Annotated in this window: 22 protein-coding genes; 9 read left to right on the forward strand and 13 right to left on the reverse strand. The window is 68.8% G+C overall.

Annotated features, from left to right (window positions below; genetic code table 11):
* Positions 1-229: 229 nt before the first annotated feature.
* Genes E3O44_RS08895 through E3O44_RS08905 form a run of 3 tightly spaced genes read right to left on the reverse strand, consistent with a single transcriptional unit; the run spans position 230 to position 2,316 of the window.
* Positions 230-1,399 carry a UDP-N-acetylmuramate dehydrogenase gene (locus E3O44_RS08895; protein WP_241976184.1) on the reverse strand — a complete coding sequence of 390 codons (1,170 nt, stop codon included), beginning with the start codon at positions 1,397-1,399 and terminating at the stop codon, positions 230-232.
* A 33-nt stretch (positions 1,400-1,432) separates the two neighbouring features.
* Complete coding sequence (locus E3O44_RS08900; protein WP_134534391.1) at positions 1,433-1,873, reverse strand: MaoC family dehydratase; 441 nt, start codon at positions 1,871-1,873, stop codon at positions 1,433-1,435.
* Positions 1,870-2,316, reverse strand: a complete 447-nt coding sequence (locus E3O44_RS08905; protein WP_134534392.1) for an FAS1-like dehydratase domain-containing protein — start codon at positions 2,314-2,316, stop codon at positions 1,870-1,872. Before E3O44_RS08905 ends, E3O44_RS08900 begins: the two co-directional genes overlap by 4 nt.
* A 29-nt stretch (positions 2,317-2,345) precedes the next feature.
* Here E3O44_RS08905 and E3O44_RS08910 point away from each other — a divergent pair, with 29 nt between their 5' ends.
* From E3O44_RS08910 to E3O44_RS08920, 3 genes are all read left to right on the forward strand, one after another.
* Entirely contained in the window at positions 2,346-2,807 is a 462-nt protein-coding gene (locus tag E3O44_RS08910; protein ID WP_134534393.1) for a GNAT family N-acetyltransferase, read from the forward strand.
* Between the two features lie 108 nt (positions 2,808-2,915).
* The gene (locus E3O44_RS08915) at positions 2,916-3,542 is read left to right on the forward strand and encodes a HEAT repeat domain-containing protein (RefSeq protein ID WP_134534394.1); all 627 of its coding nucleotides are present in this window, start codon (positions 2,916-2,918) and stop codon (positions 3,540-3,542) included.
* 71 nt (positions 3,543-3,613) lie between these two features.
* Positions 3,614-4,381, forward strand: coding sequence for an SGNH/GDSL hydrolase family protein (locus E3O44_RS08920; protein WP_134534395.1), 768 nt, complete (start codon positions 3,614-3,616; stop codon positions 4,379-4,381).
* Between the two features lie 90 nt (positions 4,382-4,471).
* On the opposite strand, the gene E3O44_RS08925 is transcribed toward E3O44_RS08920, so the two are convergent.
* The gene (locus tag E3O44_RS08925; RefSeq protein ID WP_134534396.1) at positions 4,472-5,413 is read right to left on the reverse strand and encodes a carbohydrate kinase family protein; all 942 of its coding nucleotides are present in this window, start codon (positions 5,411-5,413) and stop codon (positions 4,472-4,474) included.
* Complete coding sequence (locus E3O44_RS08930) at positions 5,410-6,480, reverse strand: LacI family DNA-binding transcriptional regulator (RefSeq protein WP_420897917.1); 1,071 nt, start codon at positions 6,478-6,480, stop codon at positions 5,410-5,412. The genes E3O44_RS08925 and E3O44_RS08930 overlap by 4 nt, the downstream gene beginning before the upstream one ends.
* A gap of 112 nt (positions 6,481-6,592) precedes the next feature.
* Here E3O44_RS08930 and E3O44_RS08935 point away from each other — a divergent pair, with 112 nt between their 5' ends.
* From E3O44_RS08935 to E3O44_RS08960, 6 genes are all read left to right on the forward strand, one after another.
* Complete coding sequence (locus E3O44_RS08935; protein ID WP_134534397.1) at positions 6,593-7,690, forward strand: substrate-binding domain-containing protein; 1,098 nt, start codon at positions 6,593-6,595, stop codon at positions 7,688-7,690.
* A gap of 93 nt (positions 7,691-7,783) precedes the next feature.
* Positions 7,784-8,830, forward strand: a complete 1,047-nt coding sequence (locus E3O44_RS08940) for an ABC transporter permease (protein ID WP_241976186.1) — start codon at positions 7,784-7,786, stop codon at positions 8,828-8,830.
* The gene (locus E3O44_RS08945) at positions 8,827-9,630 is read left to right on the forward strand and encodes an ATP-binding cassette domain-containing protein (RefSeq protein ID WP_134534398.1); all 804 of its coding nucleotides are present in this window, start codon (positions 8,827-8,829) and stop codon (positions 9,628-9,630) included. Before E3O44_RS08940 ends, E3O44_RS08945 begins: the two co-directional genes overlap by 4 nt.
* Positions 9,627-9,953 (forward strand): putative quinol monooxygenase, encoded by a 327-nt coding sequence (locus E3O44_RS08950; RefSeq protein ID WP_134534399.1) that lies wholly within the window; start codon positions 9,627-9,629, stop codon positions 9,951-9,953. Before E3O44_RS08945 ends, E3O44_RS08950 begins: the two co-directional genes overlap by 4 nt.
* A gap of 71 nt (positions 9,954-10,024) precedes the next feature.
* The gene (locus E3O44_RS08955) at positions 10,025-10,702 is read left to right on the forward strand and encodes a histidine phosphatase family protein (protein ID WP_134534400.1); all 678 of its coding nucleotides are present in this window, start codon (positions 10,025-10,027) and stop codon (positions 10,700-10,702) included.
* A gap of 51 nt (positions 10,703-10,753) precedes the next feature.
* Positions 10,754-12,145 (forward strand): protein kinase domain-containing protein, encoded by a 1,392-nt coding sequence (locus E3O44_RS08960; protein ID WP_134534401.1) that lies wholly within the window; start codon positions 10,754-10,756, stop codon positions 12,143-12,145.
* A 22-nt stretch (positions 12,146-12,167) separates the two neighbouring features.
* Here E3O44_RS08960 and E3O44_RS08965 read toward each other — a convergent pair whose 3' ends face one another.
* From E3O44_RS08965 to E3O44_RS08995, 8 genes are all read right to left on the reverse strand, one after another.
* The gene (locus E3O44_RS08965) at positions 12,168-13,898 is read right to left on the reverse strand and encodes a sensor histidine kinase (protein ID WP_134534402.1); all 1,731 of its coding nucleotides are present in this window, start codon (positions 13,896-13,898) and stop codon (positions 12,168-12,170) included.
* A 125-nt stretch (positions 13,899-14,023) separates the two neighbouring features.
* The gene (locus E3O44_RS08970) at positions 14,024-15,067 is read right to left on the reverse strand and encodes a DMT family transporter (protein ID WP_134534403.1); all 1,044 of its coding nucleotides are present in this window, start codon (positions 15,065-15,067) and stop codon (positions 14,024-14,026) included.
* A gap of 317 nt (positions 15,068-15,384) precedes the next feature.
* Positions 15,385-16,455, reverse strand: coding sequence for a metalloregulator ArsR/SmtB family transcription factor (locus E3O44_RS08975; RefSeq protein WP_134534404.1), 1,071 nt, complete (start codon positions 16,453-16,455; stop codon positions 15,385-15,387).
* A gap of 246 nt (positions 16,456-16,701) precedes the next feature.
* Positions 16,702-17,412, reverse strand: a complete 711-nt coding sequence (locus E3O44_RS08980; RefSeq protein ID WP_241976188.1) for a GntR family transcriptional regulator — start codon at positions 17,410-17,412, stop codon at positions 16,702-16,704.
* 85 nt (positions 17,413-17,497) lie between these two features.
* Entirely contained in the window at positions 17,498-18,568 is a 1,071-nt protein-coding gene (gene uxuA, locus E3O44_RS08985; RefSeq protein WP_255454356.1) for a mannonate dehydratase, read from the reverse strand.
* Entirely contained in the window at positions 18,565-20,226 is a 1,662-nt protein-coding gene (locus E3O44_RS08990) for a mannitol dehydrogenase family protein (protein ID WP_134534406.1), read from the reverse strand. The genes uxuA and E3O44_RS08990 overlap by 4 nt, the downstream gene beginning before the upstream one ends.
* Positions 20,226-20,354, reverse strand: coding sequence for a hypothetical protein (locus tag E3O44_RS19755; RefSeq protein WP_255454357.1), 129 nt, complete (start codon positions 20,352-20,354; stop codon positions 20,226-20,228). The genes E3O44_RS08990 and E3O44_RS19755 overlap by 1 nt, the downstream gene beginning before the upstream one ends.
* Positions 20,355-20,571: 217 nt before the next feature.
* Complete coding sequence (locus E3O44_RS08995) at positions 20,572-22,677, reverse strand: oxidoreductase (protein WP_338144732.1); 2,106 nt, start codon at positions 22,675-22,677, stop codon at positions 20,572-20,574.
* Positions 22,678-22,792: the final 115 nt, after the last annotated feature.

The raw sequence follows: 22,792 nt of genomic DNA on the forward strand, positions 1-22,792 counted from the left end.
TAGCGCGTGAGAGCAGCTGCAGGCAGCCGCGGAACCTGAACCCAGGCAACGGATGCCGAACGCCGCCCGCTGGAGCCGCCCGGGCATCCGCTGGCCGAACCGATTCGACGGAGTTTGTGGGATTTCGACACTCAGGAAGCCGCGTAAACCGGTTCAGAATCGAAAAACTCCGTCGAACTGGTTGGGGGCACGTTACTCAGGGGCAGGCACGAAGCCGCGCAACCCGGAGCTACAGGCCGAGGCCGACGAGCACGGGCTCCGGCTGCAGGATGACGCCGAACTCCGCCTGCACGCGCTGCTGCACGAACCGGGCGAGCTGGGCGATCTCCTCGCCGCTCGCACCCCCGGTGTTGGTCAGGGCGAGGGTGTGCTTGCTCGACACCGCGGCCCGGGAACCGGGCAACCGGAAGCCGCGCGAGATGCCGGCGTGCTCGATGAGCCACGCCGCGCTCAGTTTGACGAGCGGCACGACCAGGGTCGCGCCGGGCACGGGACCGATCCCGTAGTAGTCGTCGAGCGGGATCACCCGGTCGGGCAGCTCGGGGTCGTTCAGCGGCCAGCGCGGCGCCGACTCCGGCAGGGTCCGCGAGAAGCTGAGGGAGACGATCGGGTTAGTGAAGAACGACCCGGCGCTCGTCGCGTCGGTGTCGTCCGGGTCAAGCAGCATGCCCTTCGCGGCGCGCAGCCGCAGCACGGTCTCGCGCACATCGGCGAGCGGCACGCGGTCGCCGAGGTGCACGCCGAGGGCGTCCGCGAGCTGGGGGAAGGCGAGGGGACGGCTGAGCGCTCCTCCGAGAACGGATGCCTCGGCCGCGGTGTCCCACAGCTCCAGTTCGACCGCCACGACGAGACCGCGGAGCCCGTGCTTGAGCAGCGAGGTGCGGTACCCGAGCTCGAGTTCTGCGGCGGGGATGCGGCGCCGTTCGCCGCTCTCGTAGTCGAGGAAGTCGATCGCGACGAGGCTGTTGGCGAGTTCCTGGCCGTATGCGCCGATGTTCTGCACCGGCGCGGCACCGGTCGAGCCGGGAATTCCGGAGAGGGCTTCGATGCCGGACCAGCCCTGCGCGACGGTGTGAGCGACGAGGGCATCCCAGGGTTCGCCGGCCTGCACGCGCAGGATCACGCGGTCGGCGGAGTGCTCGACCGATACGCCGCGGGTCAGCACCCGCACAACGGTGCCGTCGAACTCGGTGTCCGCCGCGACGGTGTTCGAGCCGCCGCCGAGCAGCAACCACTCCTCGCCGGACGCCCAGACGTCCTGGACGGTCGCGACGAGCTCGTCCTCGGTTTCCGCAGCGAGCAGGAGCCGCGGGCGTCCGCCGGTGCGGATCGTGGTGAGTTCGGCGAACGTCGACGGCGCGGCATCCGTCGGCTCGGTGCCCGCGTCAGAGACCGGCACAGCAGAAGCAGAAGCAGCGTCAGTCATGGGCGCCTAGGCGAGCGAGACGCGTGCCTGCGCCTTGCCGAGGACGGTCTGGTCGTTCGAGGTGACCGTGAGGTCGATGCGCACGATGCCGGCATCCGCTTCGATGCGGCCGACCTTCGCGACCACGGACACGACGGCGCCGAGCGCGGGATCGACGAGCACCGGGCGGGTGAAGCGCACCTGGTAGTCGACGACGCGGGCGGGGTCGCCTGCCCAGTCGACGACGGGCTGAACGGCGAGGCCCATCGTGAGCATGCCGTGGGCGAGCACGCCGGGCAGGCCGACCGAGACGGCGACGTCGTCGCGATAGTGGATGGCGTTGAAGTCACCGGATGCCCCGGCGTACCGCACGAGGGAATCGCGCGTCAGCGGGAACAGCCCGGTGGCGACGATCTGGCCGACGGTGAGCGAATCGAGTGCGGGCGTGGCCGCGGCTGCCTGGGTCATTCGTCTCCCCTGACGACGAGGGTGGATGTCGCAGTGACGACGTGGGCGCCGGTCGCGTCGACGACGCGGGACTCCGCGGTGACCATCGAGTGGCCGCCGAGGCTCTTGACGCTCGCGACGGACAGGGTCGCGGTCAGTTCGTCGCCGGCGACGATCGGGCGGCTGAACGTGAAGCGCTGCTCGCCGTGCACCACCCGGCTGAAGTCGATGCCGCCGTCGGGCTCGGCGAGGAGCTGCGCGAGCGTGGCCTCCTGCACGACGACCGCGAAGGTCGGAGGGGCGACGACGTCGGCGTATCCGGCCGCGCGGGCGGCATCCGGGTCGTGGTTGATCGGGTTGCGCGCGAAGACGGCGCGGGAGAACTCCCGCACCTTCTCCCGACCGACGAGATAGGGGGCGACGGGCGGGAAGACCCGGCCCTGCAGTTCGGGGTTGACAGACACACGAGGAGTTTACCGGGCAGACTGGATCCGTGGAATTTGTTCGCGTACGTCTGACCGACGCCGAAGTCGTCCCCCTGCTGACCGACCTGCACCGCGAATACGTGCTGCGCTACGGCGGCGGCGACGACGTCCTCGAAGACAGTGCCGCGGACTTCGCGGCGCCGGGCGGCGGGTTCATCGTGCTGCGTGACGGCGACGAAACCATCGCGGGCGGCGGCATCCGTCGGTTCGACGACGACACCTGCGAGGCCAAACGCCTGTGGACGAGCCCCGCCCACCGCAGGCAGGGGCACGCCGTCGCAGTGCTCGGCGAGCTCGAGGCGCTCGGCCGGGAGCTCGGCTACTCCCGCTTGCTCCTCGAGACGGGCTACAGGCAGCCGGAGGCCCTCGCGATGTACCGCAGCCTCGGCTACACCGAGATCGGCAACTACGGCGTCTACGCCCGCGCGACCGGCTTCGAGCGGATGCTGGGCGTCACCCCCGCGCGCTGAAACCACCGTTCCAAGGGCCAAAAGTACGCTCTCGCGAAACGGCGACGCGGACGGGACGCGCCCGGGCAGTGGCCCCATCACCTCCCGGGCAGTACCGTGGGGAGTGCTATGCATAACAAATTAGAGCCACACCCCGACCTTCCCATCGACCTTCCGACGGCCGAGCGCATCCACGCGGCCGTCGAACACTACGGCGAGACCGCGGTGGTCGACAGTTCCGTGGCCCTGTTGCGCGCCAAGAACGCCGGCAAGGACTTCCTCCTCTACGCCGGCGGCCGCCACGCCCTGGGCATCCTCGAGGGTGCCCCCGCCCTGTACTGGCCCGAGCTGTGGGGCGCGCGTGCGCTGCTCTACGTCTGGGGCGAGTCTGCCGCGCCGTACATCGTCGTCGGGTTGACCAACCAGGCCTGGCGGGTGCGCGAGATGTGCGCACGCGTCGTGCAGCTGCGCGACCTGCAGGTCGCCCCGAAGCTCGTACGCCTCACCACCGACGAGGTGCCGCGGGTGCGCGCCGCCGCCCTGCACGCCCTCGCCGCCCAGGGCACCGAGGAGAACCTTCCCACGATCGTGCAGCGCCTGCGCGACCCCGACAAGGAGGTCCGCCGCGCCGCCCAGCAGGCCCGCGACGTACTGCAGGAACGCTGGCAGCTGTCCCGCGACCCGAGCCAGGGCGAGGAACAGACCCACGGCACGAAGCACAGCCACGGATCGAAGCACAGCCACCCCGAGCGCTGACCTCCGCCCCGAGCGGGTAACATCGCGCTGGTGACGGATGCGGGGCACGCCCGCAGCAACTGGGGGGTCGGATGTATCAGCGATTCATTGCCATGGGCGACAGCTTCACCGAGGGGGTCGGCGATGAACTCCCCGACGGGCGGCTGCGCGGCTGGGCCGACCTGGTCGCGCTCGGGCTCGCCGCGGCATCCGCTGCCCCGGTCTCGTACGCGAACCTGGCCGTACGCGGCCGGCTCCTCGGCCCGATCGTCGCAGAACAGCTCGAACCCGCGCTCGTCCAGGCGCCCGACCTGCTCTCCATCTGCGGCGGCGGCAACGACATGATGCGCCCACGCGTGGAGATCTCGCGCGTCGTCGGACTGATGGACGAGGTCGTCGAGGCCGGCCTCGCGCACGGCGCGCACATGCTCGTGCTGAGCGGCGGCAACCCCTCGAAGCAGCTCCCCCTGGGCGCGCTCATGCAGCGCCGCGGCGACCAGCTCGCCGAGGCCGCCCGCGCGGCCTTCACCCGGCCGGGCGTCACGCTCGTCGATAACTGGGCGGATGCCCGGCTCACCGATACCCGGTACTGGTCGGCGGACAAGCTGCACCTGAACGCGAGCGGGCACACCCTGATCGCGTCCAACGTGCTCACGGCTCTCGGCATACTGGTTCCCGCGGAGTGGTCGGCGACGGATGCCTCGGGGGCGCCAGCGGCCCCTCCGGCCCAGCGGATGCGTACCGCGGCCTACTACCGCGGCTACGTGTTGCCGTGGATCGGCCGGCGCCTGACCGGGAAGTCCTCCGGCGACGGCCGCGAACCCAAGATTCCGCTCCTCACGCCCGTCGACCCCGCCTGAGCCGCGCACACGCGCTGAGGTGTCGCATATCGAGGTTCGTATGCCCCGGGAACGTCGATCTGCGACACCTCACGGCCGCTCGGCTGACTCTCAGGCCGCGGGTGGCACGCGGAGCAGCGCCCCCTCCGAACGGCAGGTCGCCGCGGCGACGAGCATCGCGGTCGCGAGCAGCCGCTGCCAGCCATCGGCATCCGCCGGCACGCCTTCGGTGAGGAAGCTCCGCACGCTCGAGGCCAGGGTCGCGTCACCGCCGCCCATGGTGTCGACCACCGCGCCGGGCAGGGGCGCGATCGGCTCGCTCACGAGCAGGCCGTCATCGGTCTTGATCGAGGCGCCGGCGCGGCCGGCGGTCGCGAGCACATGGTGTGTCCCGCTCGCGACAAGGCGCTCGCGCAGCTCCTCGAGGGTGCTCCCGTAGAGCAGCTCCGCGTCTTCGTCGCCGACCTTGGTCAGCAGGCTGCGAGCCGCGGCGCGCTCGAAATTCTCCACGAAGCGGGCCTTGTCGTGCATCATCCCGGCCCGCGGATTCGGATCGATCACGAGACGGTGCTCGCCGTCGCCGACCGCGGCGAGGAAGTCGTCGGTCTGCGCGGTGTCATCGAACGGGAAGCAGCTCACGACGACGAGCGGCGCCGCGTCGAGGGCAGCGCGCTCGGCCGGGCCGAAGTCGATTCGGCGCTTCTGCGCGGCCTCGTTGAACGCGTACCGCGGCTCGCCGTCGGTGCGGTCGGAGGTCGCGCGCGAGCTTCCGAACGGTCCGCGCGTCGCGATCAGCTCCACGTCGTACGCGGCGAGGAACTCACGGAGCACGGCGCCGTCGGCGTCGTCGCCGACCATCGCGATCAGGGTCGACGGCACGCCGAGGACGGCGAGGCCGACGGCGACGTTGAGCGCCGCCCCTCCGGGAAACTCCTGCACGGAATCGGGTTCGCGCATCTCGTCGATGAGCGCGTCGCCCACGACGACGACGCGCGGGCGGGTCGCCCCGGCACCTGCAGTCTCGGTTCCTGGCACAGTCTGGTTTTCTGTCATTTCGGTCTCATCTCCCCTGATCCGCGAGTGATCAGCTCGGTTGGTACAACATAGGTTCTCCCGGCGGAGCGGTCTCCGTCGAGTCTGGCAAAAATCCGTTCGGCGGCGAGCCGCCCGATCTCGCTCGGGTTCTGCGCGACGACCGTGATGCCCGGCTCGAGCAGGTCGGCGAGGGGCACGTCATCGAAGCCGACGAGCGCAATCGTGCGGTGCAGGCCCAGCTCGCGCAGGCCACGCACCGCACCGATCGTGATGAGGTTCTGGCTGCTGAACACGGCGGTCGGCGGATGCTCCGACTCCAGAAGCGCGATCAGCGCACGGTTCGCGGCATCCTCGTCGTGCAGCCCGGTGATGACCGGGATGTCCGCGGTCGCGACGCCGGCCCGCCCGAGCTCCTCGAGGAAACCGCGGCGTCGCTCCTGCGCCGTCTGGATATCGGTCCGGTCGCCGAGGAAGGCGATCCGCCGGTGCCCGGACGAGAGCAGATGCCGCGTCGCAGCGGCCGCACCCGCGGCGTTGTCGCTTACGACGACATCCGCTTCGACGCCGGCGGGCTCGCGGTCGACGAAGACGAGCGGTGTCCCGCGCCGCAGCTCGGGCAACAGGTACCCCTGGCTCTTCGACACGGTCGTGAGGATGAGGCCGTCGACCCGACGGCGCAGGAAGGCGGAGACGGCGACTTCTTCACGGTCGGGGTCGTCGTCGAGGCTCGACGCGAAGACCGCGACGCCGCGGGTGTTCGCGAGGTCCTCGATGGCGCGGTGCATCGCGCCGGAGAACGGGTTGCCGACGCTACCGACGAGCAGTCCCAGGGTGCTGCTGCGTCCGTCGGCCCTGCGCAGGTTGCGGGCGTGCAGGTCGGGATGGAAGTCCAGGCTGTCGGCGGCAGCACGCACGCGGGCCGTGGTGACGGCAGAGACATTCGGCTCACCGTTGATCACCCGGGAGACGGTCTTGATACCCACCCCGGCGAGCGCGGCGACGTTCTTCATCGTCGGCCGGGCGCGCGGATCGGCGACGGCAACAGGGGCAGCCGCCCCGCCTTCCGGTTCTGACATCGATGTCACAGTTTGGTCTCCGCCTCACGATTGCACTTGACCTTATTACATTCAGCACTGAGGATGATCACTGACATCGTTGTCAGGGAGCACCCTCCCCCCACCAAGAGGAGATTCAAAGATGAATCGCACGACCACTCCGTCCACCATGAAGCGGATGATTGCCGCCGCTTCGGTTGCCACACTCGCCACGATCGGCTTCGCCGGTTGTTCCTCGACCGCCTCGAGCAGCTCCACCACGGGAGCCGCGTCCGGCCCGATCGGCGTTTCCCTCATCGTGAAGACCACCACCAACCCCTTCTTCGTCGCGATGGAAGACGGCGCCAAGAAGGCCGCAGACGCAGCCGGCGTCACTCTCACCCTGGCGGCCGGCAAGGCCGACGGCGACGAGGCGAGCCAGATCACCGCCGTCGAGAACGCCATCTCCAAGGGCGACAAGGGCATCCTGATCACTCCGACCGGCCCCAGCGTCGAAGACGCCCTCGTCAAGGCCCGCGCGGCCGGCCTCTTCGTGATCGCACTGGACACACCGCCGACGAACAAGGATTCCGTCGACATCACCTTCGCGACCGACAACTACCTCGCCGGTCAGGACATCGGCAAGTGGACCGCCGCGAAGCTCGCCGGCCAGAAGGCGACCATCGCGATGCTCGACCTCTTCGGCGACAAGATCGTCTCCGTCGACGTCAACCGCGACCAGGGCTTCCTGGACGGGATGGGTATCAACACGGCCGACAAGGCCAAGAACGGTGACGAGGCCAAGACCGGTACCTACAGCGGCGGCGACTACGAGATCGTCGGCAACGAGCCCACGAACGGCGCCGAAGACGGCGGACGCACGGCGGCCGAGACGCTGCTGAGCAAGAACCCGAACATCAACGTCGTCTACACGATCAACGAACCCGCCGCATACGGCGCCTACCAGGCGTTCAAGGCTGCAGGCAAGACCGACATGATCGTCGTCTCGATCGACGGCGGCTGCGCCGGCGTCAAGCAGGTCAAGGACGGCATCATCGGTGCGACCGCCCAGCAGTACCCGGTGAAGATGGCCGAGCTCGGCGTGCAGGCGATCGTCGACCTCATCAACAAGGGGGCGAAGCCGACCACGAGCCCGGGCCTCGACTTCTACAACACGGGCGTCGCACTGGTGACGGACGCACCCCAGACCGGCGTCGAGTCGATCGACACGACCAAGGCATCCGGCATCTGCTGGGGCTAGTCAGAACCACTACCGCTCCCGTGGGGCGCCGAGAATCGATTCCGGCGCCCCACGGGGCCTTACCGCAGGCGTCTAGGAAACCGGAGCCCCATCGTGACCCAGCCCACACCAACCGCGAACCCGGCAACGGGCCAGCATGACCTGGCCGAGGAATTCCTCGACCGCACCACCCCCCTCAGCCGGCTGCGGGGCGTCATGCACCGCTACCCGGCGATCAGCCCGGCCGTCGTGCTCGTCATCGCGATCATCGTGTTCGGGATGCTCAACGAACGGTTCCTGAACCCGGCGAACCTCTCCCTGATCACCCAGCAGGTCGCCGTCGTCGGCACCCTCGCGATCGCCCAGACGCTGATCATCCTCACCGCGGGCATCGACCTCTCCGTCGGCGCCGTGATGGTGCTCAGTTCGATGGTGATCGCCCAGTTCACGGTCCAGAACGGCCTCCCGCCCATCATGGGCCTGATCGCCGGACTCGTCGTCGCGCTCGCGGCCGGCGCCCTGAACGGCTTCCTCGTGACCCGGCTGCGGCTTCCCCCGTTCATCGTCACCCTCGGCACCCTCAACGTGTTCGTCGCCCTCACCCTGCTGTACTCCAACGGTGCGACCGTCCGCGGCGGCGACATGCCCGACCTCCTGACCTGGACGGGGACCACGTTCTCCGTCGGCGGGGTCAACTTCACGATGGGCGTGCTGCTGATGCTCGTCCTCTACGTCGTGATCGCCTTCATCCTCTCCCAGACCGCGTGGGGCAGGCACGTCTACGCGGTCGGCGACGACAAGGAAGCCGCCCGCCTGGCCGGCATCAGCGTCAGCCGGGTGCTGATGAGCGTCTACCTCGCCGCCGGGGCCATCCTCGCGATCGGCGCGTGGATCCAGATCGGCCGCAGCAACGCGGCCTCGCCCAACGCGGGCACCGACCTCAACCTCGACTCGATCACCGCCGTCGTCATCGGCGGCACGAGCCTCTTCGGCGGCCGCGGCACCATCTGGGGTACCCTCCTCGGCGCCCTCATCGTCGGCGTCTTCCGCAACGGGCTCTCCCTCGCCGGCCTCGACGTGCTCTGGCAGACCTTCGCGGTCGGCGTGCTCATCGTCCTCGCCGTCTCCGTCGACCAGTGGATCCGAAAGGTACGCAAATGACCCTCATCGATGGCAGCACGGCCGCCGGCGCTCCGGCACCGGTTCGCGAGCCGATCCTCACGGCGAAGAAGCTCGTCAAGACCTACGGCCGCGTCGTCGGCCTCGACGGGGTCAGCCTCGAGCTCTACCCGGGCGAGGTCCTCGCGATCATCGGCGACAACGGCGCGGGCAAGTCCACCCTGATCAAGTGCCTGACCGGCGCCGAAGTCGCCGACGAGGGCGAGATCACCCTCGACGGGAAGCCCGTGCAGTTCAAGCGGCCGCAGGACGCGCACGCCGCAGGCATCGAGACGGTCTATCAGACCCTCGCCGTGTCCCCCGCCCTCGATGTGGCCTCGAACTTGTTCCTCGGCCGCGAACTGCGGCGCGCGGGCCTGCTCGGCTCGGTGTTCCGCATGGTCGACAAGAAAGGCATGCGCAAGCGGGCGAAGCAGGAGCTGAGCGACCTCGGCATCAGCACCCTGCAGGACGTCACCGTCGCGGTCGAAAACCTATCCGGCGGTCAGCGCCAGGCCGTCGCCGTCGCGCGCGCCGCGGCATTCGGCTCCAAGGTCGTCGTCCTCGACGAGCCGACCGCCGCCCTCGGGGTCCGCGAGTCGAACCAGGTACTCCAGCTGGTGAAGAACCTCCGCGACCGGGGCATCCCGGTCATCCTGATCAGCCACAACATGCCGCATGTGTTCGAGGTCGCCGACCGCATCCATATCCAACGCCTCGGCAAGTGCGCCGCGACGATCACGCCGCAGTCGCATTCCATGACGGATGCCGTCGCAATCATGACCGGAGCCAGGAAGGCATGACCATCACACCACCAACGAATCCCGACGAGCCCGTTGCCCTCTACGCCGAATTCACGGCCCTTCCCGGCCGCGGGGACGAGGTCGCGACGATGCTCGCCGGGCTGACCGTCGACGTTCGGCGGGAACCGGGCAATGTGACCTTCGATCCGCACCGCCGCGTGTCGAACCCGCTCGAGTTCTTCGTCTACGAGGTGTACCGCGACTCCGACGCCTTCCAGGCGCACATCACGGCGCCATACGGGGCCGTATTCAACGCCGCCCTCGGCGACCTGATCGAGGGCGAGGGCTCCGTGCTGACCTGGCTCACCCCCGTCCCGGCCTGATTTCCGCGTCGCCCGATCGTTGGGCATCCTAGAAGCGGATGCCCGACGATCGGGCGTCCCGAAAGGTAGCCATGCGCCTCATCCTGATCCGGCACGGCCAGACGGTCTCCAACGTCGGGGGTCTCCTCGATACCGCGCATCCCGGTGCCGATCTCACCCCGCTCGGGCGGGAACAGGCCGGGAGCCTCGTCGCCACCCTCGAACCCGTCGCCATCGACGCGCTCTACGTCTCGACGCTCGTCCGCACCCAGCAGACGGCGGCACCGCTCGCGGCGGCCCGCGGCCTCGAGGTGCGAATCCGTGCGGATATCCGTGAGGTCGGCGCGGGTGCCCTCGAGGGGCGCCACGATCGGATCGCGGTCGACGCGTACTGCACGACCTTCCTGGCGTGGGCGAACGGAGAGCTCGACATCGTGATGCCCGGCGGCGAGTCCGGCCGCGACACCTTCGCCCGGTTCGACCGCGTCGTCGCGGAGGCGGCCGAACTCGGGCTCGAGACCGTGGCGTTCGTCAGCCACGGCGCGATCCTGCGTGCCTGGACCGGGTACTCGTGCAGCAACCTGCAGGCCGGCTACGTGACGGACAATCAGCTCAGTAATACCGGCACGATCGTCGTGACCGGATCACCCGTCGAGGGCTGGACGGCCGAGAGTTGGATCGGCAGCATGCTCCCCGTGGGGTTCGAAGACACCGCGAACTCGTCCGGCCCGACCGGACAGCCCGGACTGCTGGCGGACCGGGGGTTCTGACCCACTGATCCGAGCCCGGTCTTCCCCTATACTCGGGTCACAAGGAGCCCGATGACCGCGAAACCCACTGGCCTGCTCGGCCATCGATACGAGCTCAAAGAGCTGATCGGCAGCGGCGGCATGGCGTCCGTCTACCGGGCCACCGACGACCGGCTCGGCCGCGATGTCGCCATCAAGGTGTTCACGACCGTCGCGATCGAGCAGGACGACATCCAGCGCCAGCAGGCCGAGATCAACGTGCTCGCGAGCCTGAGCCACCACAGCCTCGTCACCCTCTTCGACGTGGGCGTGCACAAAGCGGCCTCTGACCGACGCCAGATCTTCCTCGTGATGGAGCTCGTCGACGGTATCGACCTCCGGGACCGGCTCCTCGAGGGCGTTCTGTCGGTGCGGAACATCGCCCAGGTGGGCTACGACCTCGCCGAGGGACTCGAGTACATCCACGGGCGCGGCATCGTGCACCGCGACATCAAGCCGGCGAACATCCTCCTCGCGCAGTACAGCAGCCGGTTCAGGGCCCGCGCCAAGCTCACGGACTTCGGCATCGCCCTCTCACCGGCGAGCACGCGCCTCACGAGCGAGGGCATGACGACAGGGACGGCGGCCTACCTCTCCCCGGAGCAGGCCCGCGGCGAGGAGGTCGGCCCGGCGAGCGACATCTACTCGCTCGGGCTCGTGCTGCTGGAGTGCTTCACCAGGGAAGTCGCGTTCGACGGTCAACCGGTGCAGGCTGCGCTCGCGCGACTGCTGCGCGACCCGGTGATCCCGGCATCCGTCTCACCGGCCTGGCGGGACCTGCTGTCGACGATGCTCGCCCGGGATCCCGCCGACCGCCCGGACATCGGCGAGGTAGTGCTCGCGCTCCGCCAGGCCGTGATCACGGAGACGGGCAGGCACCGCGGCGACGAGCAGATCCCCCTCTCGACCGACGAAGCCGAGCGGATGGCGGCGGTCGCCCGGCTGGACATCCTCGACACTCCGCCGGACGGCACCTTCGACCGGATCACCGCCCTCGCCGCCAGGATCTTCGACGTGCCGATCGCGATTGTGAGCATCGTCGACCACGACCGCATCTGGTTCAAGTCCCACACCGGGCTCGACCTCGAGCAGATCGCGCGCGACCCGGGCCTGTGCTCGTCCGCGATCATGCAGGACGGCCCCTGGGTGATCGAGGATGCGCGAACGGATGCCCGGGCGCTGACGAACCCCCTTGTCGCCGGCGGTTTCGGCCTTCAGTTCTACGCGGGAGTGCCGCTGCGCACGAAGGACGGGTTCAACCTGGGCACGCTGTGCGTGCTCGACTTCGAGCCACGAGCGGTCACCGACGCGGAGCTCGCGACCCTCGAGGACCTCGCAGCCCTGGTGATGAACGAGCTCGAGCTGCGCCTCGAACACCGCAGGCAGCAGGGGCGGCCGGGCGCGGCATCCACTTCGGCCGACTGACCGCTTCGGCGGGTCGATCGCTTCAGGAGGCCAGGGTCTGCGCCGGAACCGCAGGGACCGCGGGGACCATCGGGACCGACCGCGTCACCGGGGAGCCGACGCGGAGCGGCAGGCGGATCTCGATCGTGGACCCCTCGCCGAGTTCGCTCTGCACGGAGATCGAGCCGTGGTGCGCCTCGACGATGGTCTTCGCCGTCGACAGTCCCAGCCCGCTCCCGGCGATCACGTTGAGCCGGGAGGACGCACCGCGGAAGAACCGGTCGAAGATCTGCGCCTGCTCCGGTTCGCTCATCCCGATGCCGGTGTCGCCGACGCGGATGACGACGTCGTCGCCGTCGACCTCGATCGTGAGGTCGATCTCGCCTTCCGGCCGGTTGAACTTGAGGGCGTTCGAGAGCACCTTGTCGAGCACATTGCCGATCTGGTCGGCGTCCACTTCCGCCCGGACCGGTACCAGGGTGGGCGGCACGATGTGCACGCCCGCCTCAGCGGCCGCGACCCGGATCGTGTTGATCGAGTTCTCTGCGAGCGCGGCCACATCGAAGAGCCGGCGTTCGAGGTGCGCCTGCCCGCGGGTCGTCACGAGGAGGTCGTTGATCAGGGCCAGGAGACGCTGACTGTTGCGCTGCACGATCCCGAATTCCGCGGCAAGGCCGGAATCGGCGAGGTCAACGCTGTCCTCGATCAGGTCGAGGTAGCCGATCATCGAGGTGAGCGGGGTGCGGAGTTCGTGGGTGATGGTCGTCAGGAACTCGTCCCGCGCGTAGATCGCCTCGGCAAGCGGGGTCACGTCGTGGGCGGCGACGACGGTTCCGATCAGCTCGCCGGACGCACGGCGGACGAACTGGGTCGAGACGACGACGGCCCGCTGGTCCGCCTCCACGCCGATCCAGAAGAGCCGGCGGGTGACGATCTCACCACGGGCAGCGAGGGCGACAACGCGCTGGTCCTCGGGAATCGGCGTGACCCGGTCTTCTCCGAAGACGTGTTCCCAGCGCTGCACGGCTGTCGAGGCCGGTGAACCTCCCGCCACCGCAAGCTGGCGGGCGGTGTCGTTGGTGAGCAGGATCTCGCCGGCCGGATTGTAGAAGGTGATGCCGGCATCCACCGTGTCGACGACGGCGAGGGCGGCGGACGCCGTGTCGAGCCCCTCGGCGATGGATACCCGCAGGTCCTCGTATGCGGCGACGAGATCGGCCCGTTCCCTGCGCTGCTGCCGGGCGGCCACGAAGACGGCGATCGCGACGATGGCGATCGTGGCGGGCAGGATCGTCGTGCCCGCCCACTGGGCCGAGGTGGCCGGCCAGTCGCCGCTCAGGGCGTATGGGAGGACTGCGGCGAAGAAATCGCCCATGATGGCGAGCAGCAGGGCGACGATCCCGAATGAATACGCGAGCCACAGCACGGGGATCAGGACGAGTACGTTCACGCCGGGCTGCTCGTTGACGACGGCCACGCGGATCTGGGCGACGATCACGATGTCTACTACGGCGACGAGGAGGATCCAGCCGTCCGGAAGGCTCGCCCAGGGCACGCAGAGGGCTGCGGCAGACACCACGATCAGGGCGAGGCCGAGAAGGAGCTGGGTCCGGATTCCGGCGGAATCCGCCGCCGACCCGACGATCAACGCGACGATGGCGAAGCTGCCGAGCAGCGACAACTGCACGGGGACCAGCAGGGTCCCCGAGGAGTTGGCGATGACGCGTGCCCGCAGGCGAGCCCAGGTCGACGCCGGCGGCACTCCGGAATTCATCGCGCCGTCCCCTCCGAGTCCCGGACACCGCCGGAAAACCGCCGGTGATCTCGCCTCAATCTACCGCGCAGCAGACCCTCGCTATGCGCTTTTTGTGCACAATCTGGCCCTGCAGTGCCGCGTTTCTAGGACAGGGTGCCGGTCGGTGCGCCCGCGGCACGGCGGTTCATCGTGAGGATTCCGAATCCGGCCACGAGCAGGGCGACGCCGACGACGGTGGCAGGAGTGAAGTCTTCGTGCAGCACGAACACGCCGAGGGCCGTCGCGGTCACGGGTTCGACAAGCGTGAGCGTCGATACCTGGGATGCCGACAGGCTCCGCAATCCAAGGGCGAAGAGGGTGTAGGCGAGAGCGGTCGCCACGATTGCGAGCCACGCCGCCGTCGCCAGCCCTGCCGGTTGGGCGAGCCAGGCCGGGTTGCTCGCGAGCAGGACGGGCAGCATCAGAACGGCCGCGGCACCGAACGTCGCTCCCATCGCGGCCGCGGGCGCCCAGCCCCGATCGAGGAGCAGCTTCGTGCTCAGTGTGTACACGGCGTAGGACCCGGCCGCACCGAGTGAGCCCGCGATCCCGAGAACCGTCACGGGCCCGCCTCCCCCGCTGAACAGCCCGGACAGCGCCGACACCCCGGTCGCCGCGACGCACGTCGCGCACGCCCAGCGGATGCCCGGGGGTCGGCGGTACCAGCCCCACTCGAGCAGTCCCGTGAGCACCGGGGCCGAGCCGAGGGCGACGAGCGTGCCGACCGCGACCCCGTTCTGCGCGGTCCCGGTGAAGAAAGCCGGCTGGTACGCGGCAACGCCGGCCGCCCCGAGGAGCACGAGCGCCACGCTCGAGCCGCGCGGCCGGCTTCGGACCCGGCCCGACCCGCGGACGCTGTCGCGGTCGTGATCCCCGTCGCCGTCGGGTTCGCGTTCGGAGTCTCGCTCGCCGTCTCGACCGCGGTCGCCGTCTCGGCCTGCCGCGGCCGACCGCCTCCGGCGTTCAGCGAGCGCCACCGCGAACGCGAGGATAGCCAGGAGCGCGCCCCCGAAGACGATCCGCGCCGCGCCGAGCGATGTCGCACTCGCCTCGGCGCCGCCGAGCGCACCGAGGGCCTGCGCGGTACCCGTCGTCCCGAAGCACACGGCCGCGAGCACGATCAGCCACCTCGAAGCCCGCACGGTCATACGTCATTGTTCCATGCCGAAACCGCCGCCCACGGGGTGCGCCCGGGTCGGGCGAGAACGGTTATGTCGGAGAAAAACGCGCCGCGCGGCATCCGCCGCCCCGGATCGCGGCGTGTCGCTAAAAACTCCGACTTTGCGACGGTCGACCCAGCGCGCGGACGCCCGAGCGCCCGGAACGGGCGGAAACGGTTATGTCGGAGAAAAGCGCGGCTCGCGGCATCCGCCGCCCCGGATCACGGCGTGTCGCGAAAAACTCCGACATTGCGACGATCGACCCAGCGCGCGGACGCCCGAGCGCCCGGGAGGGCGCCTCACCCTCAGGTCGTGGGTCGCCGCATCCGGTCGAGGTCGGCGAGGAGAGCGCGGACCCGCGCCTCGATCTCGTCGCGAATCGCCCGGACGCCCTCCACCGGGAGCCCGACCGGGTCGGCGAGGTCCCAGTCGAGGTACGTGCGGCCGGGATACACCGGGCACGCGTCGCCGCAGCCCATCGTGATCACGTAGTCCGCCGCCCGGACGACCTCGTCCGTCAACGGCTTCGGGTACTCGCCGGCGAGAGGAACGCCGATCTCGTCGAGCGCGGCGACGACCATCGGATTGACCCGGCCGGCCGGGGCTGACCCTGCCGTCAGGACCCGTACGCGGTCCCCGGCGAGCGACCGCAGAATCGCCGAGGCCATCTGGGATCGCCCCGCGTTCTGAACACAGACGAACAGCACCTCCGGAACGTCCGGTGCGTTCGGAACCTTCGCAGCGTCCGGTTCGTCCGGAACGTTCAGAGCGGCGGGGACACCCGGACTGCGCGACGCGCCAGTCCCGAACCGGCCGGCCGTCGGGCTCCGGTCGTTTGCCGTGGCGAGCGACCGCAGCCGGTCGCCGGCGAAGCGCGCCGTGAACGAGGGAAGGTAGCGGGTGACCTTCGCCTGCCGGGCGAGGAGTTCATAGCTCTCGCGCACGTACCGTTCGACGGTTTCGTGCGAGAACGTGCCGCGGAACCGGGTCGCGAGGTCGTCGGTGATGCGTGCGAGCACGGGCGCAGCCACGACGGCCGCGATCTGGTCGCTGCCGTTCCCGGTCGTCTCGAGTACATCCCCGACTCGCTCGGGCACGACCGAGTACCAGACCTGCCGCCCCACCTGCTCCCGGGAGAGCAGGCCTTCCTCGGTCATGATGCGCATGTGGTGGCTGACGGTCGGCTGGCTCAGCCCGAGCGCCGTGGCGAGCTCGCCGACGAGTGCCCGGCCGTCCGGCCGGCCGACGATCATGCCGAGGAGCTGCACCCGGGTCGGGTCGGCCATCGCGCGCAGGCTCCGGGCGATGTCCTCGGCTGCCGCGCGGTCGAGCGGCCGCAGCTCAACCTCAGGTGTATCGGCACGGTTGGTTCGCATAGACGCGAGTCTATGCGACCGGGCAGGGGATGCCCCGGGCAGGCCGGGTGCGCCACCTGCCCGCTGTCGAGCGCGCCGGTTCCGCCGCTTCGCGCCCGCTGCGCCACCGCCTCACCAGCCCACGCGCCATGTCCGCCGCTTCGAGCCAGGCATGCCTGGCGCGAAGCGGCGCAAGGGGCGCGCGACCCGGGAGGCGCGCGACCCGGGAGGCGCGCGGCCGGGTGGATGCCCCGGGCAGGCCGAGCCTTACTGGGACGGGTCGAGGGTGAACAGCTCCGGGTTGGTCTGCCGCACCGCGGCAATGTCGTTGAAGACCCGACGCAGGTGTTCCCGCATGGCGCTCGCGGCAGCATCCCCGTTGCCCGCCGCGAGCGAGTCGGTGATGACCTGATGCTGGTCGATCAGCACGCTCATTCCGGTGAAGGAGAGCGACAGGTGCCGCGCCCTGTCGAGGTGCGCCTTGGCCTGCGCGACCGTCCGCCAGGCGGAGCCGTGGCCACTGATGCCCATCAGGGTCGCGTGGAACTCCTCGTCGAGGGTGAAGAAGCCGGCCTGAGTCTTGCGACTGTCCGCGATCCGCTGCGCGTCGATGATCGCGTTCAGCTCGGCGATGTCGTCCGGCGTCGCCCGGGCCACGGACTCGCTCAGGGCCGCGAGCTCGAGGGATTCCCGAACGAACTGGGCCGTCTCGATCTCCGAGAGCAGGATCGGCGCGACGAGAGTTCCGACCTGGGGAACTACGAAGACGAGCTGCTCCTCGGCGAGGAGGATGAGGCTCTCGCGGATCGGAGTGCGGGATAGCCCGAGCTGGCCGGCGAGCTCGTTCTCGGACAGCCGGGCGCCAGGCGCCAGCTCGAGGGTGATGATCTTCTGGCGAATGATCTCGAGTGCGTGCGTGCGGGCGTTACGCCGTGTGGCCGCGGGCCTGGCCCGCAACGCTCCCGAATCCATCGTCATCTTTCTAGTATGGGGCGCTGGTGTTGTTGCATGGTACAGCGCAGTGGGGCGGGCCCGGAGGTGCGGGCTCGCCCCATCAGGCGATTCAGGCCTTGGAGCCCTTGTCGATGGCTTCCCACAGCCCGTTCAGGTACGCGATTCCGAGCGCACGGTCGTACAGGCCGTAGCCCGGGCGGCCGGTCTCGCCCCAGATCATCCGGCCGTGGTCGGGACGGATGTACCCGTCGAAACCGACGTCGTGGAAGGCCTTCATGATCTCGTAGATGTCGAGCGAGCCCATCTCGGAGAGGTGCGCGGCCTCCTCGAAGTTGTCGTTTCCGAGGTGCTTGATGTTGCGCACGTGGGCGAACGGCACCCGGTCGCGTCCGGCGAAGTAGCGGATGAGCGCGGGAACGTCGTTCTCCGGATTCTCACCGAGGCTGCCGGTGCAGAGGGTCAGCGCGTTGTGCGGGCTGTCCACCATCTCGACGATGGCCTTGAGGTCGTCGAAATTCTTCACGATCCGGGGCAGGCCGAAGATCGGGCGGGGCGGGTCGTCCGGGTGGATCGCCATCTTCACGTCGTACTGCTCGCACGTCGGGATGATCGCCTCGAGGAAGTAGCGCAGGTTGTCGGAGAGCTTCTTCTCGTCGACGTCCGCGTACTGGGCGAAGAGTGCCTTGAGGCCCTTCATGCGCTCGGGCTCCCAGCCCGGCATGACGTAGCCGTTCGAGTCGCCCTCGACCGACGCGGCCATGCCCTCGGGGTCCATGGTGTCCACGATCGACTGGTCGTAGGCCATCGTCGTCGAACCGTCGGGAAGCGTCCTGGCCAGCTCGGTGCGCACCCAGTCGAAGACCGGCATGAAGTTGTAGCAGATGACCTTGATCCCGAACTCGGAGAGGTTCCTGATGGTCTCCTTGTAGTTCTCGATGTACTGGTCGCGGCTCGGGAGCCCGATCTTGATGTCGTCGTGGATGTTGACGCTCTCGATCACCTCGAGGCTCATCCCGGCGTCTTCGATCTGGGCTTTCAGCTCAGCGATCTTGGCCTTCGGCCAGACCTCGCCGACCGGGACGTCGTAGAGGGCGCCGACGACACCCTGGACGCCGGGAATCTGCCGGACCTGCCCGAGCGTGATCTTGTCATCGTCGGGTCCGAACCACCGGAATGTCATTTGCATGATGCTGTCTCCTCTGTCTTGCTTGTGGTGCCGTTGCTTGTGGTGCTCGCGTACTTGTGCAGCGTGTTGCGGACCGCTCCGGGGCCCGCGACGAGTTCTTCGACGTACCCCTCGATCCGCGCACCGAGTGCGGTGTCGTACAGGTTCAGCCCGAAGATGTCCCGGTTGGACAGGATCGGGTGCAGCCGCCTGCCGACGCTCGCCGGGTCGCCGAGACGGATGTCGCTCACGTACCGGCGCAGGTGCTCGTTCATCGGGTCGGGGCTCAGTTCGAACGGCTCTCCGTTGTCGTCGAGCCCGAGCAGGTAGCGGCACCAGCCGGCGATCGCGAGCGGGATGAACGTCAGCTCGTCGACGGTGTCGCTGTTGCGGTAGAGCTTGATCGTCTCGCCGAAGCGGATGCCGACCTTCTGCGAGGTATCGGAGGCGATCCTCTGCGGGGTGTCCGGGATGCGCTTGTTCGGCAGCCGTTCCCCGACGACCTGGTCGAGGAAGCTCTTCGGATCGATGATGCCGGGGTTCGTCACGACGGGAAGTCCCTCGGCATAGCCGATCCCGTTGATCAGGGCCGAAATGTCGGCATCTGCGGTTTCGTCGGCGATCGAGGTGAAGCCCAGCAGGCATCCGTAGATCGCCATGGCCGTGTGCAGCGGGTTGAGGCACGTGCACACCTTCATGCGTTCCACCTTGTTGACGGTGTCCCGGTCGGTGAAGTACACGCCGGCCTTCTCGAGCGGCGGCCGGCCGTTCGGGAAGGTGTCTTCGATGACGAGGTAGTTGACCTCCTCGGTGTTCACGAAGGGCGCCGTCGTGGTGTGCTTCTGCGTGACCAGGATCTCGGTGTCGCCGAATCCCGCTGCCCGCAGCTCGCCGGCGACGGAGGCAGACGGGCTCGGTGTGATCCGGTCGATCATGCTCCAGGGGAAGGCGACCTTGGCCGGGTCGGTGAGGTAGCCGAGGAACCCGTCGTCGACGAAGCCGCGGCCTTTCCAGGCGCGGGCGACCACGACGATCGCGTCGCGGAGCTTCTCGCCGTTGTGGGAGAAGTTGTCGGTGCTGACCATCGCGATCGGGGCCGCGCCGGCCCGATAGCGCTCGAGGAGGAGTGAGGCGAGATGCGCCATGGTGTGCCGCGCGTGGTCGGGGCCCGCCTCGATGTCCCCGAGCACAAGCTGGGAGAGCTCACCGTCCGGGCCCTTCAGGTTGTAGCCCTTCTCGGTGATCGTGACAGTGGCGAGCTGCAGGCTCGGGTTGGCGAAGATCGCCCTGACCCGCGCGGTGGCGGCCGGATTCGACTCCGCGAGGTAGTGGCTCTCGGTGATGCTCGCGATCAGTTCCTTTTCGATGGCACCGTTCGCCTTCATCACGACGGTCAGCGAGAGGTTGTCGCGACCCTGGTAGATCGTCTCGATCAGTTCATCGTCGTAGGTGTCGACGACGACGATTCCGGTGTCGCTCTCACCCTCGTTGAGCAGTCGCTGCTGCAGCGAGGCGTGCAGGCAGCGGAACAGGTTCCCGCCGCCGAAGTGGATCCAGGCCGGGTTCGCCGTGGTGGCTCGCGTGACCGCGGCGCGGTCGAAACGCGGCACGGCGATGCCGGCCGCTTCGAACGCCGCGAGGTTCTGCATGGTTTCAGTCGTGAGCGTCAGCATCAGTTCTTGGCTCCCGCCGTTGTCAGTTCGACCTGGATCTGCTCGAGCGTCTTGCCCTTATTCTCCGGGACGAGCTTGTACGTGCCGGCGTGTGCTTGGGGTTGTGCTGGTGCGTGTGCGACGGTCATTGTCGCCACCTTCCTGGGGATGGAGCTCGTCCGGGGACGGATGGCCCCTGGTTGCGTTGACTACTACCATACTAGTGTTCTCATGCAGCTGCACTCCATTTCTGGACAACGCGCGGCGGCCACAACGACGGCGAGCGCGGGTGGTGCGCCGCAGCGCGGGTGGCGGACCACCAGCGGAACGGCGCAATACCCGCGCTCGGTGCGCGACGGTCGCCGACTACAGGCCGGACGCCACCTCGAAGGCGTCCCAGATCCCGTACATGATGTTCGACACCTTCCGCGCATCTCCGAGCAAGTGGAGTTCCTTGCCCGAGTCACGGACGGCCTCATAGAGCGTCCTGTTCGAGGTGTAGCCGACCGAGAGGATCACCGATTCGCTCGCGATCTCCCGCTCGCTGCCGCCGACGGCCACGACGACACCGCGTGGTGTCGCGCGCAGCACCGTGGCGGAGGTCACCGTCGCGATTCCCTTGAACGGCATCAGCTCGTGCAACATCATGTGGTTCGCTTCACAGAGCGGACCGGACACCTCGAGGATGTCCTCGGCCTGCTCGACGATCGTGACGTTCACCCCGTGGTCGGCGAGGTGCAGGGCGAGCTCGCACCCGACGAGACCGCCGCCGACGATCACCGTCCTCGCGCCCGGGTCCGAGACCCCCTCGAGCACATCGGCGGCAGAGAACACCGGGACACCGCCCGGAAGCGCGAAGAGACGTGGTACCGAACCGGTTGCGACGATGATCTCGTCCGCAGCGGATGCCGCGATCACCTTCTCGTCGACCGGTGAATTCAGGTGCACCTCGACTCCAAGGTCGGCCAGCGTCGCCTCGTACCAGCGGATCAGCGCGAGGTCGTCCTCCTTGAAATCAGGGACACCGCCGGGGATCAGGTTTCCGCCGAGCGCCACGGAGGCCTCGTAGATGATGGGCACGTGCCCGCGGAGCGCGAGCACCCTGGCCGCCTCGCAACCGGCGACTCCGCCGCCGACGATCATCACGGTCTTCGACCGGAGCGCCGGGTGCAGGCGCCACTCGGCCTCGCGTCCGCACTGTGGGTTGACCGCGCAGTTTATGGCGGCGAACGCTTCGATCCGGCCGATGCAGCCCTCCTGGCAGGAGAGGCATGGGCGAATCAGGTTCTGGTGCCCGCTGTGCAGCTTGTTAACGTAGTCGGCGTCGGCGAGCAGCGGGCGGCCGAGCGAGACGAGGTCCGTCGCACCGTCCTCGACCGCGGCGAGCGCGATGTCCGGGTCGTCCATCCGACCGGCGCAGATGACCTTGATGCCGACCGCGTCGCTGACCGCCTTGGCGAAGGGCACGTAGAGACCCTTCTTCTGGTACATCGGCGGGTGGTTCCAGAACCAGGAGTCGTACGTGCCCACATCGATGTCAAGGGCGTCGTAGCCGTACTCCTCGAAGAGGCGCGCGGCCTCCAGGCCCTCCGGGAGATCGCGGCCCTTCTCGACGAAGTCCTCTCCGGGAAGGCCGCCCTCTCGCCAGTCCTTCACGAACGACTTGGGGCTGAATCGCAGCGTCACTGGGTAGTCGGCGCCGCAGCGTTCCTTGATCTCGTCGACGATCTCGCGGGCGAAGCGCAGCCGGTTGTCGAGGCTTCCGCCGTACTCGTCGGTGCGCTGGTTATAGAACGACGTTGCGAACTGGTCGAGCAGGTAGCCCTCGTGCACGGCGTGGATCTGTATGCCGTCGAATCCGGCGCGCTGGGCGAGAACCGCGGAATCTCCCATGCTGCGTACCGTCGCATGGATCTCCTCGACCGTCATCTCGCGGCAGATGGCTTCAGACCAGCGATGCTTGATCGGCGACGGGGCGACGGGCTGCGCGCCGCCCTGCAGGAAGGAGGTCATGATGACCCGCCCGAAGCCGGCGCCGAGCTGGAGCATGATCTTCGCGTCGTAGGCGTGCACCCGTTCGACGAGTTCGCGGCTCGTCCGCAGGAACGCACCGGGGTTCCGCATCGGCATCGGCACGCTGCCGTTCGGAAACTTCTCCGCCGGGTTCGTGACGGGCGTAATCCCCGTGATGATGAGCCCGACGCCGCCGCGGGCTCGCGCGACGTAGTACTCGATGCCGCGCGAATTCCAGCCGCCCTCCGCATCGGAGAAACCGAGGGGCCCCATCGGCGCCATCGCGAAGCGGTTCTTGAGCTCCATCGAGCCGATGTTCGTCGGCTCGAACAGCCGGCGATACCGAACGGATGCGCGGGGCGCCGCCGGAGAGGTGGGTGCAGCGGATGCTGGTGGTGCAGTCTTAATCGTTGGGACAGTCAGGATTGACGTAGCGGTATCCTCCTTGGTTGAGTGGATCCGCCAACATCGTTGTCAAGGGTGCGACTTCTACGGAGAAGCCGCGACGGTCCCTCCCTCCCCACGGTACGCTCGGCACGGCCGGGGAGCCCGACGAAACGGCCGGTCAGACGCT

Source organism: Cryobacterium algoricola (genome assembly GCF_004402485.1).
In the GTDB taxonomy this organism is placed as follows: Bacteria; Actinomycetota; Actinomycetes; order Actinomycetales; family Microbacteriaceae; genus Cryobacterium; species Cryobacterium algoricola.

Excerpts from the sequence above, each read along its gene's own strand:
- E3O44_RS08945 (WP_134534398.1), top strand. The coding sequence starts at position 8,827 with ATGACCCTCATCGATGGCAGCACGGCCGCCGGCGCTCCGGCACCGGTT.
- E3O44_RS08950 (WP_134534399.1), top strand. The coding sequence starts at position 9,627 with ATGACCATCACACCACCAACGAATCCCGACGAGCCCGTTGCCCTCTAC.
- E3O44_RS08915 (WP_134534394.1), top strand. The coding sequence starts at position 2,916 with ATGCATAACAAATTAGAGCCACACCCCGACCTTCCCATCGACCTTCCG.
- E3O44_RS08925 (WP_134534396.1), bottom strand. The coding sequence starts at position 5,413 with ATGACAGAAAACCAGACTGTGCCAGGAACCGAGACTGCAGGTGCCGGG.
- E3O44_RS08965 (WP_134534402.1), bottom strand. The coding sequence starts at position 13,898 with ATGAATTCCGGAGTGCCGCCGGCGTCGACCTGGGCTCGCCTGCGGGCA.
- E3O44_RS08900 (WP_134534391.1), bottom strand. The coding sequence starts at position 1,873 with ATGACCCAGGCAGCCGCGGCCACGCCCGCACTCGATTCGCTCACCGTC.
- E3O44_RS08920 (WP_134534395.1), top strand. The coding sequence starts at position 3,614 with ATGTATCAGCGATTCATTGCCATGGGCGACAGCTTCACCGAGGGGGTC.
- E3O44_RS08970 (WP_134534403.1), bottom strand. The coding sequence starts at position 15,067 with ATGACCGTGCGGGCTTCGAGGTGGCTGATCGTGCTCGCGGCCGTGTGC.
- E3O44_RS08955 (WP_134534400.1), top strand. The coding sequence starts at position 10,025 with ATGCGCCTCATCCTGATCCGGCACGGCCAGACGGTCTCCAACGTCGGG.
- E3O44_RS08960 (WP_134534401.1), top strand. The coding sequence starts at position 10,754 with ATGACCGCGAAACCCACTGGCCTGCTCGGCCATCGATACGAGCTCAAA.
- E3O44_RS08990 (WP_134534406.1), bottom strand. The coding sequence starts at position 20,226 with ATGCTGACGCTCACGACTGAAACCATGCAGAACCTCGCGGCGTTCGAA.
- uxuA (WP_255454356.1), bottom strand. The coding sequence starts at position 18,568 with ATGACATTCCGGTGGTTCGGACCCGACGATGACAAGATCACGCTCGGG.
- E3O44_RS08975 (WP_134534404.1), bottom strand. The coding sequence starts at position 16,455 with ATGCGAACCAACCGTGCCGATACACCTGAGGTTGAGCTGCGGCCGCTC.
- E3O44_RS08980 (WP_241976188.1), bottom strand. The coding sequence starts at position 17,412 with ATGACGATGGATTCGGGAGCGTTGCGGGCCAGGCCCGCGGCCACACGG.
- E3O44_RS08935 (WP_134534397.1), top strand. The coding sequence starts at position 6,593 with ATGAATCGCACGACCACTCCGTCCACCATGAAGCGGATGATTGCCGCC.
- E3O44_RS19755 (WP_255454357.1), bottom strand. The coding sequence starts at position 20,354 with ATGACCGTCGCACACGCACCAGCACAACCCCAAGCACACGCCGGCACG.